This window comes from Microbacterium sp. PAMC22086 (genome assembly GCF_019443525.1).
Lineage (GTDB): Bacteria > Actinomycetota > Actinomycetes > Actinomycetales > Microbacteriaceae > Microbacterium > Microbacterium maritypicum.
Map to the genome: position 1 here is coordinate 1,964,148 of NZ_CP080380.1, position 15,203 is coordinate 1,979,350.

Sequence of the window (15,203 nt, forward strand, 5' to 3'; positions counted from 1 at the left end):
CCGCTCGCTACTTCTCGGCGGAGACGGTGACGCCGGCGAGGTTGATGCGCGAGTTGATGGAGTCTTCGGGGAATCCGGTCACGTTGGGACTCACCGCCGTGATGGTCTCGCCGTTGTACAGCCAGTCGGCGGCGTGGTCCTCCGACACGAGGCGTGCAGCCTGTGCGAGCAGTTCAGCGGACTTGTCGGGGTCGACCTCGGCCAGCGCCTTCGCGTAAAGGCTCTGCACCTCGGCGTTGTCGTACCCGAAGTAATAGTCCGGGTTGGCGAAGTTGCCGAAATCTCGGGGCTCGACGTGCAGCACGAAGCTCAGGTCGTAGTCCTGGTTGGTGTAGACGTCTTCCAGCCAGGTCGGGAACTCGACCGCGTTCACCTCGAGGGTCACACCGACCTTCTTGAAGTCGGAGATCAGCACTTTGGGAACGGTCGTCCCGTAGAACGAGGGGATCGTGAGCGTCAGCTCCAGATCCTTCTGGCCGGCCTCGGCGAGCAGCGCCTTGGCCTTCTCCGGGTCATAGGAGACGACATCCGACAGATCTTCATAACCGGGGTCGAGCTCGGGGATCGGACCGTACAGGGGCGTTCCAGCGCCGACCGCCTCGATGAGGGCGTCGTGGTCGATGGCGAGGCGCAGCGCTTCGCGCACGCGGACGTCGTCGAGCGGTGCCTTCTTGTTGTTGAAGGCGAGTGTCGCCTTGTCGGTCGTGCGTCCCGTCGTGAGGGCGAAGTCGCCGGAGTCCTCGAGCTGAGGCGCGAGGTTCGGGTCGACGGCGGTGAGCACATCGACGTCGCCGGCCAGCGCTGCGTTGACGCCGGCGGTGAAGTCGGGGATGTACTGGAACTCGACCTGGGCGACCCCGGCAGGATCCCCCCAGTAGGCGTCGTTGCGCGCGAACGTGATGGTGCTGCCCTTGTTCCAGCGCGTCAGCGTGAAGGGTCCGGTGCCGTTTTCCGCGGTCTTCAGCTCGGTCGTGTCCGCGGACTTGAAGACGAGACCTGCGGGCCCGGTGAGGGCGAACAGGAAGTTCTGGTTCGGCTCGGACAGCGTGATCTCGACCGTCGTCGGGTCGGGCGCGGTGATCGCCGTGACGGCGGCGAAGTCCGCGTTGCCCTGCACGGTCGCATCGGTGCGGACGGTCTCGTAGGAGGAGACGACGTCGGCCGAGGTGAGAGGCGTTCCGTCATGGAACAGGACACCCTCGTTCAGCGTGAACGTGTAGGTGAGGCCGTCGGAGGAGACCTCGTAGTCCGAGGCGAGCCGACCTTCGATCTCGTTGTCCTGCGTGCGGGTCACGAGGCCTTCGTAGATGTTGTCGATCAGGATCTGCTCGAGGGCGGCGCCGCTGGTGTGACGGATGTCGAGGTTGGTCGGCTCGAGGACGAGACCGACGTGCAGCGTCGCGTTCGGGTCGGGTGTTCCCGGCGCGCTGCTGGGCTCGGGGTCGGGAGTGCCGGAGCATGCGCTCAGGATCACGGCGGTGGCCGCGAGCGCGGATATCAGCGCGAGACGTCGGGTACGTCGGAACATGGGCGTTTCCTCTCGGTGCGGCAGCTGCTGTGTGCCGTGGGATCGAGCCTAGAGATGTGTGGCGGGGTGAGGGTCGGGTATGGAACGGAACGTCATATTCTGCGGGCGGGGGTCGCTGATTCGATGAGCCCGGCCAGAGCGACCGGAGCCGTCTCCTGCACATTGTGGGTCGCATCGAGGACGACCAGGTGGGCCGTGGGGACGCGTCGCTGGAGCTCCGCGGCATCTTCTTCGCTGACGAAGCCGCGTGCCGCGCGCACCAGTGTGATCGGCGCGGTGACCGCTGCCAGGTCGTCCCAGCCCGTCTCGTGGAGCACCGACGGCGCCGTCGCCGATCCGGGATCGTGAGCCGCCAGTGCCTGGGCGGCGAGATGGGCGAAGTGGTGCTTCCACTCCACACGTCCGTCCGCGCGCACGCGCGTGTTCAAGAAGACGCCGCGTTCCGTCTCGGGGCGCGTCCCGCCGAAGCCGAGCGAGATCGCCTTGTCGACGAGTTCGTCCCGTGAGGCGAAGTCAGTCGGGCCGGCGTAGAACTCGCGCAACGCCGCAGGACCGGCTGTCACGTCGATGCCGGGCGTGATGTCGATGATGATGACCTCGGACACCAGATCAGGTCGCGAGGCGGCGAGAGCGGCGCCCGTGAGGCCTCCGAGCGACTGCCCGACCACCAGCTGGGGCTGCGTGGTCCAGGCCTCGATCGCGGCAGCGACGTCGCGGGCGAGGGTGCGCGGCGTGTAGTCGACGTCGTCTCGCCAGGAGGAGTCGCCGTGCCCGGCGAGATCGATCGCGAGGAGGGGCTGCTGCAGCGCGAGCGTTGTGGTGTCCCAGGTGTGCGCGTTCAGGCCCGCGCCGTGCAGCAGCGTCACGCGCGGGGCTTCGCTTCCGAAGCGGAGGGCACTCAGGGTGCGTCCGTCGGCGAGCGGAAGGGTGAGACGTTCTACCCGGGGAAGGGGGACGCCGAGCGCTTCGGCCTGTGCGGGAAGATAGCTGAACTCGCTGTTGTCGATCGCCACCTCCACATTCTGCTCCCTCCGCCCGACATGCCGGAAATGCCGGATCAATATGGCAAGTGGATGCTGTCTCACGGCTCGCAATATGTCCACTGTTGACAAGGTGTTCTTGTCGTAGTGCATTTCAGTGGTGGATGGCTCCGGTCGGGGCCCCGCTCTGAGACGCCGAATATCATGGAGTCATGAGCGAGACGCGTGTGCACCTGTCCAAGACCGAACCGGCCGCGTACCAGGCGCTTGACGCATTCTCGAAGACCGTGGGGCAGATCTGCGCGGCCAACGGCATCGACGAGCGCCTCAAGGAGCTCGTCATGATCCACTGCTCGCAGCTCAACGGCTGCGCCTACTGTGCGCGGATCCATGTCGACAGGGCGGTGGCGGCCGGAGTCGACATCGACACACTCACGCAGATTCCCACCTGGCGAGAGAGCGGCGTGTTCAGCGATCGCGAGCGCGCTGCGCTCGAGCTCGCCGAAGCCTTCACGTTCATCGCCGAGGACGGGATATCCGATGAGGTGTACGACCAGGTCGGAAGCGTGTTCACCGAGAAGGAGTACGCGGCGCTCAGCTGGGCGTGCGTATCCATCAATGCGTTCAACCGCATCGTGATCGCCGGACGATACCCGGTTCCCGTTCGCGCCCCGCAGGCCCAGGCATGACCATCCTCGAGATCGAAGGGGTCTTCAACGTCAGGGATGTCGGGGGCATGCCGGCGAACGGCGGGCGCATCCGCTCCGGCGCTCTGCTGAGAGCAGGGCAACTCTCCGGGGCGACCACCTCGGGCGCCGCCGCGTTGCGGGCCCGCGTCCAGCACATCGTGGATCTGCGTGACGGCGAAGAGGTCGCAGCGGAGCCCTCGGAGATCGAGGGGCCTGACACCACGCACCTGCCGCTGTTCCTGGGGTCGGTGCGATCCTTCTTCGAAGCCGACACCAGCCTCGACGACCTGTATCTGCATCTCCTCGAAGAGAGCGGGGAACGGCTCGCGGACGCCATCCGCATCATCGCCGCGGGGGAGCGCACGCTGGTGCATTGCACGGTCGGTAAGGACCGCACGGGGGTCACCGTCGCCCTCGCCCTCTCCGCCGTCGGCGCCGATCGGGAGGCCGTGATCGCCGACTATGCGCTCACGGAGTCACAGCTCCCGGCTCAGCGTTCGCAGCGGATCGCCGACTACCTTCGCACCCAGCACCCGGAAGCCGTGCACGCGGTGGCGCTCGCCACCCAGTCTCCGGCGCCCGTGATGCGGCGCCTGCTGGAGCAGGTGGACGAACGGTGGGGGTCTGCTGCCGGATACCTGCGCGCGCAGGGGGTGACCGACGCAGAGCTGGCCGCGCTGTCGGCGGCACTCGTGGAGGATGCGTCGGAGCCGTCGACCTCATCGCTGCCCAGCTGATGCAAGGTTAGGCAAGCCTTCATTTGGTGTACGATGAAGACACCATGAACACCTCGCTCGAGACTCGCGGCACGCGCGCCGAACGTCGCGCAGCCCGTCGGCGTTCCCACCACCTGGTGACGGCGGACGAGCGCTCGCTGACCGAGCTCGCGGTGTTCCTGACGACGTTGCCGCTGTGCGCGTCCGGCCGCATCTTCATCGAGGTGCCCGAGGTCGCCGATATCGGCTTCATCGAGGCCCCTGGCCGCATGACGGTGACATGGCTGGCGCGAGAGCAGCGATCGGGTGCCCCCGGAAGCGGTCGTGCGTGCGCACCGGGCCAGGCGCTGGCGCGCGCGACCTGTGCGTGGGCCGACGAGATGATGTGCGACGACGAGATCGAGACCCACGTCACCCTGCTGGGCGGCTACCTGGGCACGGCAGACATCGTCGAGCACCTGACGACCTCGTTGGAGATCTCGCCGGCGCTCATCCATGCTCCCGAGCGCTTCGGCCTGCTGCCCGTCGAACACTGACACGGCCTCTGCCGATCCGCGTTCGCGCGCAGCGATGGCCTCCTGAACGCGGTGCTGTGAGCTGCGGTGCGTCTCGCGGACGGCCGCGATCTATCGGCGCGTGCGTCGCACGTAGTTTCCGTCCTCCAGCCCCGCTTCGATCTCGAAGCGGTTGCGCAGCGGGTCTCGGCCGGCGAACAGGTAGAGAACGGGCATCAGGAAGCCGTAGCGGAGCCACTGCGCCTTGTGCACAGCCTCGTGACGGAGCACCGCCTCGCTGGGACGGCTGTCACCGGTCAGGAAGCAGCCGCCGACGCACACTCCTCCGCGGTTGAAGGTCCAGCTCGGCATGCCCTGGAAGATCCACAGTCCGGCACGCCGCTCGACGGGGCCGGTGCTCCACAGGGATCCCCACACCCAGCCGACGGCCGTGCCCCAGAGGTAGCCGAGCCTGCTCACCGGAGAGCGCAGCAGGAAGGACGGGATGCGGCGGTCGAATCGTCGTCCACGAGCGAGGATCTCATCGGCTCGCGTTCGCCAGTCGGCCCCGGCGGTCACGCCACCGCTCCGACCAGCCGCAGCAGTGCACCGAGGTCGTCGACGGCATCGGCCGGAGAGCGGGGTGCGAACCCGGCGATGGTCGCGCCTGCGAGCGGCACCTCGGTGCGCAGGGCTCGGATGGCGGTGCTGAGTGCTGCGGGGGAGAGCCCGAAGGGCACCGAGGACGAGACGCCGGCGAAGTCTGAGGGGTCCAGCACATCGACATCGATGTGCACCCACACGCGTGAAGCCCCGGTCGCGCGGACCGCGTCGAGCAGCGCCTCCGGGCGGGCGAGGTCGTCGACCGAGAGGTTGGTGAGAGGGGCGATCTGGTCGACCTCCTCGTCGTCGAGATTGCGGATCCCGACCGTCACCACGCGGCTCGCAGGGATCGCGGGGGTGAGCACGAGCTGTTCCTCTCCCTCGCCGAGCAGAGCCCGCAGCGCCATGCCCGAGAACGCACCGGACGGCGAGGTCTCGGGGGTGTGCATGTCGGCGTGCGCATCGCACCACACCACGGCAAGACCCTCGGTGCCCCCGGGCAGTGCATCGAGGGCGGCGACGGTGACGCTGCAATCACCACCGATCACGACGGTGCCGGAGTCGATGTGCCCGTGGACGAGTTCGCGGGTGCGGAGAAGCGCACTCAGGCGGCGGACTCCGGTGCCCAGGGATTCGCCGGCCTCGACCGGCACATCGAGCACGGTCGTGGCAGCCCGGGGGAGATCACCGGAGATCGCCGAGGCGCCGTCTGTGAGCAGCATCGCGCGCGGTGCGGGCGAGCCCTGCCACTGCGGGATGACGAGGAATCGCACCATGGGTGCCTCCGAAGAAGAGAGGGCGGATGCCCCGGGCACGCAGCTCGGGGCATCCGCCGGTCGTGTCAGTTGCCTTCGATGGCCTGGCGGGGAGCGGTGCTGCCGGCCTTGAGCTCGGCGAGGCGCGCCTCGACCTCGGTCAGCTCGCCGAGGTCTTCCAGGCTCTCGAACTGGGCGTCGAGGCTCGACGCTGCGAGCTCGATCTTGCCCTGTGCGATGGCCTCCTGGCGGCGGACCTTGTCCTCGAAACGGCCCAGCTCGCTGGTGGGGTCGAGCACGTTGATCGAGCCGACCGCGTCCTGCACCTTGGTCTGCGCCTCGGCGACCTTGGCGCGGGCGAGGAGTTCGCTGCGCTTGTTCTTGAGCTCGACCAGCTTGTCCTTCATGCCGTTCAGGCCGCTCTTGAGCTTGTCGACGATCTCGGTCTGGGCCGCGATCTGCGGCTCGGCGCCCGTGGCCTCGCGCTCGGCGCTGATCTGACGCTGGAGAGCGATCTTCGCCAGGTTGTCGAACTTGTCGGCGTCGGCGGTGTTGCCGCTCGCGCGCATCTCATCGGCCTTGCGGCTGGCGGCGAGGGCCTTGTTGCCCCACTCGGTCGAAGCCTGGACGTCTTCCTCGTGGTCGCGCTCGAGCAGGCGCAGGTTGCCGATGGTCTCCGCGATCGCGGACTCGGCGTCGGCGATGCTGTTCGTGTAGTCGCGAACGAGCTGGTCGATCATCTTCTGCGGGTCTTCCGCAGAGTCCAGCAGGGAGTTGATGTTCGCGCGGACGAGGGTCGAGATACGTCCGAAGATGGACTGTTTGGTCATGCGTGGTTCCTTTCAGAGGGCGTCTTCGAGAGCTTGTCGTAAGTGTCTGTGTAGGGGATCAGAAGCGTCTACCTCCCGATCGGCCGCTGCGGCCGCTGCTGCGCGAACCTCCGCCTCCGAAACCGGAGCTGCGGAAGCCTCCCCCTCCCGAGGAGCGCCAGCCGCTGCTGCTTCCTCGACGAGAGGAGCCTCCGCCTCCACCAGCGAGCAGGCCGCCGATGATGCCGCCGAGGATGTCGCCGCCGATCCCCGAACCGCCCGACGACGATCCGGAACCGCCGAAGGGGCCGCCGAAGCCGCCCTGGTCGAAGCCGGGAGGGTTGTAGGACTGCACGTCGGACTGCGCCGCGGACGTTGCCTGTCCCGCCAGAGCGAGCGCACGATTCGCTTCCGCCAGCGCGGCGTCCGGGTCGGTGGCTCGCAGATTCAGCGCCTGCGACAGACTCGCCTCGGCGTTGGCGAGACGCGTGCGTGCGGTGGAGCCGACGGTCCCACGACGGGTCTCGATGAACTCGCGAGCGGCACGGATCTCGGAGTTCGCCTGCGCGAGGGTCTGCTCCAGCATCTGCTGCACACGGCGGGCGCGTTCGACGCTCTCCCGACCCTGCGCGATCGCCGCGTCGATCTGTGCGTTGGCCGCGCTGAGCGCCTCGAGCACACGCTGCGGATTGCGCGCGGAACCGGCGAGCTCGGTCTGCGCCACCTGAAGCTGCTGCGCGGTCGCGGAGGCCGCTGCGGCGATCGTGCCCGAGGGGTCGGGAAGCTGCTGCGCTGCGGCGAGGTCTGCCTGCAGCTCGGCGACGAGCGCCTGGGACTGCGCCTCGATCGTGGAGAGCTCGGCCCCCAGCGTCGAGACAGCCTGTGCGAGCTGCGTGGCCTGCGCGACGGATTGCTCGGCCGTGCGGATGGCGAAGGCCGCCTCGCCCGAGCGCCCGGCCGCGATCGCCGCCGCGGCCGCCTCGATCGACCGATCCGCGAGATCGGCGCGTTCGCGGGCCTGGGCGGGGTTGTCTGCGACCATCGCGAGTGCCGCCGGGGCGTAGGTCGTCGACAGCGCGGCTAGCGCCGGAGCTGCCGAAGCGAGGACGGGGTCGAGGGCTGCGCGCTCACCGCGGACCCGCTCGAGTTCCTGCGGGGCGTTCTGCTCCAGCTTGCGGAGGGCGTCGAAGGCCGCCGTGTTGTCGTCGAGGATGTCGTCGATCTCGTCGGCGATCCGGATGATGCGGATGTGCCAGGCCCTGCGGTCGTGGATCGTGTCCTCGATCTCGTCGTCGAGCTTCTGCTTGAGGTCGAAGGCCTCGGAGATCTTCGCCTTCGCGGCGTCGACGACGCGCGTGAACTCCTCGGTCGCTCCTTCACCGAACTGCGCGACGGCGAAGCCGAGTTCCTCTCTGCTGGAGGTGATGGCGTTGTCGGCCTGCACGAGCGCGAGTCCGGCCTGCGTCTCGACCTGCTGGTCGGTGAGGGTGGAGAAGGGATCGGCGGGGTCGGGCGTCTCCGGCATGGCTCCGCGCTCGCGGATCTCGGCCCTGCGGCGTGCGCGGCGCACCAGGGCGATGACGAGCCAGAGAAGAAGCGCCACCGCGATGACGGCGACCACGATCAGTCCGATGCGCAGTGCGCCGGCGCCCCCGTCTCCCTGGATCTCGTCGGCGGCGAGGGTGATCGCTCCGACCCAGTCGCCGTCTGCGGCGAAGGGGACCATCTTGTCTTCGATGCTGTCGAGCTGGCCGAAGCTCACCGGACCGTCGGGCGCAGCGGAGATGTAGTAGCTGCGCCCGTCGACGGCGATCGCGAGGAGATACTGCTCGGTGCCGAGGTTGTTGTTCTGCGCGACCGTGTCGGCCCACTGCACGTTGTCGGTGGGATTGGTGAAGTCGTCGACGAGGACGACGAACAGATCTGCGTTCGAGTTGTCGGTCAGCTCCTGGAGCCTGGCCTCGACGGTGGCTTCTTCGTCGGCGCTCAGCACTCCGGCCTGGTCGGTGACGTAGCCGGCGTCGAGCGTGACCGGATCGGTGGCGGATGCCGCGGAGGCGGTGAACGCCCCGGCGACCGCAGCGAGGGTGAGTGCGGCCAGCGCGAGCCACCGTTTCGTCATCGTGTTCCCTCCGACCGGCAGCCGAGCCCCATGCCTTGAGTCTATGCACTCCGTCCGACACGCGACAGCACTCACGGCGGGTTCGCCGTTCGCCCTCAGCGCAGACACATACGCTGGGAGGCATGGACGACATGTACGGTTCGGATGTGCTGGCGACGGGCTGGCGCGACCGCGGCGCGAAGAAGGTGCCACAGGTCGCGGCGGAGGCGGATCTCGTGGTCGAGGTCGCCGACGACGGCTTCTGCGGTGCGGTCACCCGAGTGCAGGGCGGCAACGTCGAGCTGGAGGACCGCCTCGGGCGCCGGCGCCTGTTCCCCCTCGGCGGGGGGTTCCTCATCGACGGCGCACCTGTCCGGCTGGTCGTCCCCGCAGCGAAGGAGCAGGGACCTCGCCGGACGGCATCCGGTTCCTTCGTCGTCGCCGACCAGCGCGCCCGCGTGGCCCTGCCCAGTCGGATCCTCGTCGAGGGCAAGCACGATGCCGAACTCGTCGAGAAGGTGTGGGGCGCCGACCTGCGGGTCGAGGGAGTGGTCGTCGAGTTCCTCCAGGGCGTGGATCTGCTCGATGATCTGCTGGCCGCCGAGCCGCCCAGTGCGACGCGACGCTACGGCGTCCTCGTCGATCACCTCGTCGCGGGCTCGAAGGAGTCGAGGATCGCCGACGCCGTCGCGCGCGGCCCGCACGGACGCCATCTCCGCATCGTCGGGCATCCTTTCGTCGACGTCTGGCAGTGCGTGACGCCGCGAGCTCTCGGCATCGCGAAGTGGCCGGAGATCCCGCGCGGCATCGAGTGGAAGGTCGGGATCTGCCGCTCGTTCGGCTGGCCTCACGAGACGCAGGCCGACATCGCCCGCGCCTGGCAGCACATCCTCTCCAAGGTCACGACGTATCGAGACCTGGAACCGGCGCTGCTGGGCCGTGTGGAGGAGCTCATCGACTTCGTCACGGCGCCGGCGGTCTGAGCCGCCGCGGCACCGGAGGCCACGACGCCGACGGCTACCCTGGAAACATGCCCGAACCCCGTACCTTCCGAGACGAGCCGGTCTCGTTCGTGCGCCGCAGCGGCCGGATGTCCGACGCGCAGGAGCGCGCCTTCACCGAGCTCGGCCCGCACTATCTGCTCGATGTGCCGCGCGATGTCGCCTGGACCTCAGTGCACCCCGAGGCGCGCTTGGACCCCGCGACCGAGTACGGACGCTCGGCGGATCTCTATGTCGAGATCGGCTCGGGGCAGGGGCATGCGATCGTGGCGGCGGCCTCGTCGCGCCCGGACGACGACTTCCTCGCTGTGGAGGTGTTCCGCGCCGGACTCGCACGGACCATGCTCGACGCCGATCGCGAGGGCGCCCGGAACCTGCGCGTGGTCGAGGCCAACGCACCCGAGGTGCTCTCCTCGTTCCTGCCCGAGGCGGCCGCGCGTGAGGTGTGGATCTTCTTCCCCGACCCGTGGCACAAGAAGAAGCACACCAAGCGCCGTCTGGTGCGGCCCGGATTCGGCGACACCGCCGCGAGGGCACTGCGTGACGGCGGACTGCTGCGGCTCGCGACGGACTGGGAGGACTATGCGTTGCAGATGCGCGACGTGCTCGATGCCGAGCCGTCGTTCGAGCGCGCGTTCGACGGAGAATGGGCAGATCGCTTCGACGGACGGGTGATGACCGCGTTCGAGCGCAAGGGCATCGCCAAGGGGCGGGACATCCGCGACCTCGTCTATCGGCGCAGGACGCGCACATGACCGATGTGCGGCGCGACACGAGGCAGCGGTGGAGCTTCGTGCCGGCGCTGCTCGTGTGCGCCGCGGCTCCGGCGTTCTTCGTGCTGGAGATCCCCTGGCTCGGCTGGACGCTGCTCGCGGCTGGCATCGCCGTGGCCGCTCTGATCGAGCGGGGTCGGCATCCCGAGGACCAGGTCGTGAGCGTGGGTTCGCGCCGGGAGAGCGCGAGGGCGATCGGCCTGCACCGGCCCCCGTCTCTCACGAGGGATCTCTCCCTGATCGCGATCGGCCTTCTGATCGTGAGCATCATCCCGTTGGCCGCAGAGCTCGACAATCTCGCGATGCTGCGATTCACCCTCGCACTGGGTGGGGCGGTCGCGGTGCCGTACCTGATCTCTCGGTTCGTCTATCGGGACCGCGCGATCAGCTTCCCCTGGCGGACCCATAAGCGCTGGGGCCGGCTGCAGTGGGGCTGGCTCGTGGCGGTGCTGGTGCTCGGGTGGCTGATCCTGCCCTTCTACTTCATCACCAGCGGCGTGTACCAGAACTGGCCGGTGGTCGACACGCCCGATCTCATCGCGAGACTCTTCGTCGGCGTGGGTGCTGTCGGCATCTGGGATGAGCTGTTCTTCATCTGCACGGTGTTCGCTCTGCTGCGGCGCCACTTCCCGGATCTCGTCGCGAACCTGCTGCAGGCGATCGTCTTCGTCTCGTTCCTGTGGGAACTGGGCTACCGCGAGTGGGGACCGCTGCTGACCATTCCGTTCGCCCTGCTGCAGGGCTACATCTTCCTCCGCACGCACTCGCTCGCCTACGTCGTCACCGTGCACCTGCTCTTCGACGCCGTGGTCTTCGCCGTTCTGGTGCACGCGCACAACCCGGGACTGCTGTCGATCTTCCTGGTCTAGAGCGGCACATCGAGACGCGCCGAGTGCCCGGGGGCGTTTGGTGTGCGGCACCCCGGCGCGGGACAATCGCCGTATGCTCATCGTCGGTCTGGTCCTCGCCGCGGCTGCCGCCGCGTTCCACGTGTTCATCTTCGCGCTCGAGTCGCTGAAGTGGACCGAGCCCGAGACGAGGAAGATCTTCGGCGTCGCCAGCGAGGCGGATGCCGTGACGATGAAGGCGCTCGCGTTCAACCAGGGCTTCTACAACCTGTTCCTCGCGCTGACCGCGCTGCTCGGAATCGGTCTGACGATCGTCGGCTTCGCGACCGTGGGTCTGACCCTCGTGTTCGCCGGCACCGGCATGATGGTCGCCGCTGCTCTGGTGCTCGTCCTGTCGGACTCCACCAAGGTCCGCGCCGCCGCGATGCAGGGAACCCTTCCGCTGCTCGCGATCATCGCCACGGCCATCGCCGTCGCCATCGGTTGAGCTCTGCTGGGGTCGCAATCAGTCGCGGGAGAGGTCACAACCCGATCGCGCGATTGGGGCGTGGCGGCGGGAACTCGACTCCTGGGAGTGCCCTCACTAGGGTGACGGGATGAGCACACTGTCGCTGGAGACCGCACCGGTTCTCGCCCGGCCCGTGCCGTGGTGGTCTCGCCGACGGGTGATCCTCGTGTTGAGCGTGGTCGTCATACCTGTGCTGCTCGCGGTACTGCTCAACAGTTATGGCCCGTTGACCGTCGAATCGGCGATCCGCATGGCGTGTGCCACTATCGCCGGGTAGACAGTGGCGATCGGCGGCGTGGCGACGGCGCTCGTGATCACCATCACCCGTCGCCGCAACATCGCCGGGATCATCGTGTTCACGGTGATCCTGATAGGTGTCGTGGTCTACGCGGCGTCAGCGATGGAGAGCGCGGGATACCTGTTGGTCGATCGTCTCGACAGGATCGCCGAGGCGGACGAACTCAACTGAGCGCGGCCGCCGCAGGGCGGGTATGCGAAAGGGCCGCCCGTGTGCGGACGACCCTTTCGAAGCGGCAGATCGATCAGAACTGCAGCAGCACCTTCCCCACGCGGCCGGGCGTCATGCTGAGACGCACGGCATCGGCGATATCGGCGGCGTCGAACACGCCGGCGACCGGGAGGGTCAGCGTCCCATCGGTGACGCGCTGGATGAGCTCGCCGAACAGGGCCCCGCGCGTGGCGGCGTCGAGCTGCTGGATGACCTTGCTGCCCCAGAAGCCCTTGACGATGGCCTGCTTGAAGATCACATCGGAGGAGGCGATCTCCATGACGGGGGAGTTCATCGCCCCGAACGCGACGAGCATGCCGCCTTCGCTGAGGAGCGAGAGCACGTCGCCGGAGGCCGAGCCGCCCACGGAATCGACACCGGCGACGATCGGCGCGCCGCCGGTCAGGCGCGCAGCCTGCTCGCGCCAGTCGTCCTGATCGGTCGAGATGACGTTGTCGATGCCCTGGGCACGCAGCTCCTCGACACCCTCCGCGCGGCGCACCAGCCCGAGCACGTGCACGCCGCGCGCGGCGCCGAGCTGCGCGAGCATGCGTCCGACAGCGCCGTTCGCCGCGTTCTGCACGATCCAGTCGCCCTCGTTGACGTCGAGGAACTGCAGCAGGCTGATCGTGCTGAACGGCATCGAGACGAGCTGGGCCGCGCTCTCGTCGGAGAGGGAATCGGGCACGGGGATGAGTCCGGCGGCGTTCGCCACGATGTACTCGGCCCAGGCGCCGAAGGTGCCGCCGGTCGCGACGCGCTGTCCGACCGCGAGGTGCTCGACGCCCTCACCGAGGGCGTCGACGATGCCCAGGGCCTCGGTGCCGGAGGCCGCAGGCAGCTCGGGCTTGAACCCATAGGTGCCGCGCACGGTCCACAGGTCGTGGTTGTGGATGGGGGAGAGGACGATGCGCAGGCGGACCTGCCCTGCTGCGGGCTCCGGAACGGGACGCTCCTCGACCGCGAGGACGTCTTCGGCTTCGCCGAATCGGGAATGGATGAGTGCACGCATGATGTGGTTTCCTTTCCTGCCGCTGATCAGTCGTCCGACACGGTGATCGTGACGTCGATGTTGCCGCGCGTCGCGTTCGAGTACGGGCAGACCTGGTGTGCGGCGTCGGCGAGTGCCTGGGCCTGATCGTGCGCGAGCTCGGGGATGACCACCTCGAGTTCGACCGCGAGGCCGAAGCCGCCGGCGCCGTTCGACCCGATCTGCACGCGCGCGCCGACCGAGCTGTGGTCGATCTTGATCTTCTGCGCCCGCGCGACGGACTGCAGAGCGGAGTGGAAGCATGCGGCATATCCGGCCGCGAAGAGCTGCTCGGGATTGGCCCCGTCGCCGCTGCCGCCCATCTCCTTGGGGATGGCGAGATCGAACTCGACGCGACCGTCGTTCGTGGCGACGTGTCCGTTGCGGCCGGCGCCGGTGGCGAGGGCTTCTGCGGTGTAGAGGGCTTCCATTGAGGGGTTTCCTTCCGGGAGGGTGGTCATTCGCCGGCGCGCAGCGCGGTGGCGCCGGTGGCCGGTGTCGAGACACCGCTCTGCAGCAGAGCGGTGAGTTCGTGGAGTTCTTCGATGAGCCGGCGGCCGTGCGCGTCGTCGCGGATGCCGGAGAGCTGCGCGATCTGGGCAGGGATCTTCGCGAGGTCCCCGCGGAGCGCCTGGCCTGCGGAGGTGAGCTGCACCGTGACGACGCGCTCGTCCTGGGGGCTGCGCGTCTTCGCAACCAGGCCCGCCTGCTCGAGGCGGCGTACCAGGGGCGAGAGGGTCCCGGAGTCGAGTTGCATGGCGTCTCCGAGCGAACCGATCGTCTGATCGCCCTCGTGCCACAGGATGGCGAGGACCAGATACTGCGGATACGTCAGCCCCCAGGGGGCGAGCAGAGCCCGGTACGCCTGCGTGGTGGCGCGCGCAGCGGAGTAGAGGGAGAAGCACACCATCTCATCGGTCACGGGCATGAGTAAAGCATTGCATGCGATTCAATTGTGCACAACTCGATTGAACGCGCGAGGATGCCCTTGAAGGTGCATCCGGCACAGCACTAGCTTTGGTGCCATGTCGCACCCCGTACGCTCGACGAGGCCGGGACCCACGGTGCGATTCCGGCCGCCGGCACCCCAACCAGGTGCCCTTCGACGCGATCGGGTGAGCGCGGTGATCTCGGAGGCCGTCGCCAGAGACCCGCTGACCGTGGTCAGTGCCCCCAGCGGATTCGGGAAGACGACCTCGGTGGCCGAGTGGGCGTCAGGGCTCGAACACGTGGCGTGGCTCGGGCTCAACGCTTTCGACTCCGACCCGTCGCGGCTGACCCAGGGCGTGGTGAACGCGCTGATCCGGGGCGCGGAGCGCTCGGTGCGTCTCCTGGACCTTGACCGGGATCTGGACGACCCGCACCGGGCATACCAGGAGATCTGCAGAGTTCTGGAGGATGCGGACGAGCGCGTGCACCTGATCGTCGACGATGCTCAGCGCGCAGGGGAGGGCTGTCGTGCGGGACTTCTGGGGATGCTGGCCGAGCAGGCGCCGGACAGCCTGCGGATCGTGCTGGTGGGGACGACATTGCTCGAGGTGACCCTCTCCCGGCACCGCGTGACGCGTCCGGATTCCTTCGTCGGCGCGGACACGCTCAGCTTCACGGAAGAGGAAGTGCGGCTGCTGCTCGACGGGGAGACGGACGGCCTCTCGGCGCAGACCATCTTCGAGGAGACCCAGGGGTGGCCGATCGCGGTCAGACTGATGATGATCGGCGGAGCGAGGCCCGACCAGCGCGCACAGAGCGCCGCCGGCTTCCTGGGCAACTACGTGCGGGAGCACGTGCTCGCGACGCTCCCTCCTGAGGTCGCCGACTTCGTTCTCAGGGGAGCGTCTGCAGCGAGCTGACCCCTGCGCT

Annotated in this window: 19 protein-coding genes; 10 read left to right on the forward strand and 9 right to left on the reverse strand. The window is 68.4% G+C overall.

Annotated elements, in window-relative coordinates; all coding sequences use genetic code 11:
* Nucleotides 1-7 precede the first annotated feature (7 nt).
* Both KY497_RS09795 and KY497_RS09800 read right to left on the reverse strand, forming a co-directional pair.
* The gene (locus KY497_RS09795) at nucleotides 8-1,528 is read right to left on the reverse strand and encodes an ABC transporter substrate-binding protein (protein WP_127482547.1); all 1,521 of its coding nucleotides are present in this window, start codon (nucleotides 1,526-1,528) and stop codon (nucleotides 8-10) included.
* 92 nt (nucleotides 1,529-1,620) lie between these two features.
* A complete protein-coding gene (locus tag KY497_RS09800) occupies nucleotides 1,621-2,547 on the reverse strand; it encodes an alpha/beta fold hydrolase (protein ID WP_219868954.1) in 927 nt (308 codons plus the stop codon).
* A 173-nt stretch (nucleotides 2,548-2,720) separates the two neighbouring features.
* Between KY497_RS09800 and KY497_RS09805 the strand changes: the two genes are divergently transcribed.
* From KY497_RS09805 to KY497_RS09815, 3 genes are read left to right on the forward strand one after another with little or no spacing between them, the layout of a single operon-like run.
* On the forward strand, nucleotides 2,721-3,197 hold the full coding sequence (locus KY497_RS09805) for a carboxymuconolactone decarboxylase family protein (protein ID WP_055869051.1): 477 nt from the start codon (nucleotides 2,721-2,723) through the stop codon (nucleotides 3,195-3,197).
* Nucleotides 3,194-3,934, forward strand: a complete 741-nt coding sequence (locus KY497_RS09810; protein WP_141386436.1) for a tyrosine-protein phosphatase — start codon at nucleotides 3,194-3,196, stop codon at nucleotides 3,932-3,934. The genes KY497_RS09805 and KY497_RS09810 overlap by 4 nt, the downstream gene beginning before the upstream one ends.
* A 44-nt stretch (nucleotides 3,935-3,978) precedes the next feature.
* The gene (locus KY497_RS09815) at nucleotides 3,979-4,449 is read left to right on the forward strand and encodes an SIP domain-containing protein (protein ID WP_141386435.1); all 471 of its coding nucleotides are present in this window, start codon (nucleotides 3,979-3,981) and stop codon (nucleotides 4,447-4,449) included.
* 90 nt (nucleotides 4,450-4,539) lie between these two features.
* On the opposite strand, the gene KY497_RS09820 is transcribed toward KY497_RS09815, so the two are convergent.
* The 4 genes from KY497_RS09820 to KY497_RS09835 all read right to left on the reverse strand — a co-directional run bounded on the left by KY497_RS09820 (nucleotide 4,540) and on the right by KY497_RS09835 (nucleotide 8,696).
* A complete protein-coding gene (locus KY497_RS09820) occupies nucleotides 4,540-4,986 on the reverse strand; it encodes a hypothetical protein (protein WP_055869048.1) in 447 nt (148 codons plus the stop codon).
* Nucleotides 4,983-5,786: an arginase family protein gene (locus tag KY497_RS09825; RefSeq protein WP_219868955.1), complete on the reverse strand. Its 804-nt coding sequence runs from the start codon at nucleotides 5,784-5,786 to the stop codon at nucleotides 4,983-4,985. Before KY497_RS09825 ends, KY497_RS09820 begins: the two co-directional genes overlap by 4 nt.
* Before the next feature lie 65 nt (nucleotides 5,787-5,851).
* Nucleotides 5,852-6,595, reverse strand: a complete 744-nt coding sequence (locus tag KY497_RS09830; protein ID WP_055869046.1) for a PspA/IM30 family protein — start codon at nucleotides 6,593-6,595, stop codon at nucleotides 5,852-5,854.
* 58 nt (nucleotides 6,596-6,653) lie between these two features.
* Nucleotides 6,654-8,696, reverse strand: coding sequence for a TPM domain-containing protein (locus tag KY497_RS09835; protein WP_219868956.1), 2,043 nt, complete (start codon nucleotides 8,694-8,696; stop codon nucleotides 6,654-6,656).
* A gap of 122 nt (nucleotides 8,697-8,818) precedes the next feature.
* Between KY497_RS09835 and KY497_RS09840 the strand changes: the two genes are divergently transcribed.
* The 6 genes from KY497_RS09840 (at nucleotide 8,819) to KY497_RS09865 (ending at nucleotide 12,274) form a co-directional block, all read left to right on the forward strand.
* Complete coding sequence (locus KY497_RS09840; protein ID WP_218682570.1) at nucleotides 8,819-9,658, forward strand: DUF3097 domain-containing protein; 840 nt, start codon at nucleotides 8,819-8,821, stop codon at nucleotides 9,656-9,658.
* A gap of 47 nt (nucleotides 9,659-9,705) precedes the next feature.
* A complete protein-coding gene (trmB, locus tag KY497_RS09845) occupies nucleotides 9,706-10,431 on the forward strand; it encodes a tRNA (guanosine(46)-N7)-methyltransferase TrmB (protein ID WP_055869043.1) in 726 nt (241 codons plus the stop codon).
* Nucleotides 10,428-11,318, forward strand: a complete 891-nt coding sequence (locus tag KY497_RS09850) for a CPBP family intramembrane glutamic endopeptidase (protein ID WP_055872899.1) — start codon at nucleotides 10,428-10,430, stop codon at nucleotides 11,316-11,318. The genes trmB and KY497_RS09850 overlap by 4 nt, the downstream gene beginning before the upstream one ends.
* 73 nt (nucleotides 11,319-11,391) lie before the next feature.
* Nucleotides 11,392-11,784, forward strand: a complete 393-nt coding sequence (locus KY497_RS09855; protein ID WP_127482541.1) for a DUF1304 domain-containing protein — start codon at nucleotides 11,392-11,394, stop codon at nucleotides 11,782-11,784.
* Nucleotides 11,785-11,893: 109 nt separating this feature from the next.
* Nucleotides 11,894-12,082, forward strand: a complete 189-nt coding sequence (locus KY497_RS09860; RefSeq protein WP_141386430.1) for a hypothetical protein — start codon at nucleotides 11,894-11,896, stop codon at nucleotides 12,080-12,082.
* 3 nt (nucleotides 12,083-12,085) lie between these two features.
* A complete protein-coding gene (locus KY497_RS09865; RefSeq protein ID WP_218682573.1) occupies nucleotides 12,086-12,274 on the forward strand; it encodes a hypothetical protein in 189 nt (62 codons plus the stop codon).
* Between the two features lie 73 nt (nucleotides 12,275-12,347).
* On the opposite strand, the gene KY497_RS09870 is transcribed toward KY497_RS09865, so the two are convergent.
* The 3 genes from KY497_RS09870 to KY497_RS09880 are packed head-to-tail and all read right to left on the reverse strand — an operon-like array spanning nucleotide 12,348 to nucleotide 14,271.
* Nucleotides 12,348-13,325 (reverse strand): zinc-binding dehydrogenase, encoded by a 978-nt coding sequence (locus KY497_RS09870; protein WP_141386428.1) that lies wholly within the window; start codon nucleotides 13,323-13,325, stop codon nucleotides 12,348-12,350.
* Between the two features lie 26 nt (nucleotides 13,326-13,351).
* Nucleotides 13,352-13,774 carry an organic hydroperoxide resistance protein gene (locus KY497_RS09875; RefSeq protein WP_017831045.1) on the reverse strand — a complete coding sequence of 141 codons (423 nt, stop codon included), beginning with the start codon at nucleotides 13,772-13,774 and terminating at the stop codon, nucleotides 13,352-13,354.
* Between the two features lie 26 nt (nucleotides 13,775-13,800).
* On the reverse strand, nucleotides 13,801-14,271 hold the full coding sequence (locus tag KY497_RS09880) for a MarR family winged helix-turn-helix transcriptional regulator (RefSeq protein ID WP_218682707.1): 471 nt from the start codon (nucleotides 14,269-14,271) through the stop codon (nucleotides 13,801-13,803).
* A 187-nt stretch (nucleotides 14,272-14,458) separates the two neighbouring features.
* Between KY497_RS09880 and KY497_RS09885 the strand changes: the two genes are divergently transcribed.
* A complete protein-coding gene (locus KY497_RS09885; RefSeq protein WP_219868957.1) occupies nucleotides 14,459-15,193 on the forward strand; it encodes an AAA family ATPase in 735 nt (244 codons plus the stop codon).
* Nucleotides 15,194-15,203: the final 10 nt, after the last annotated feature.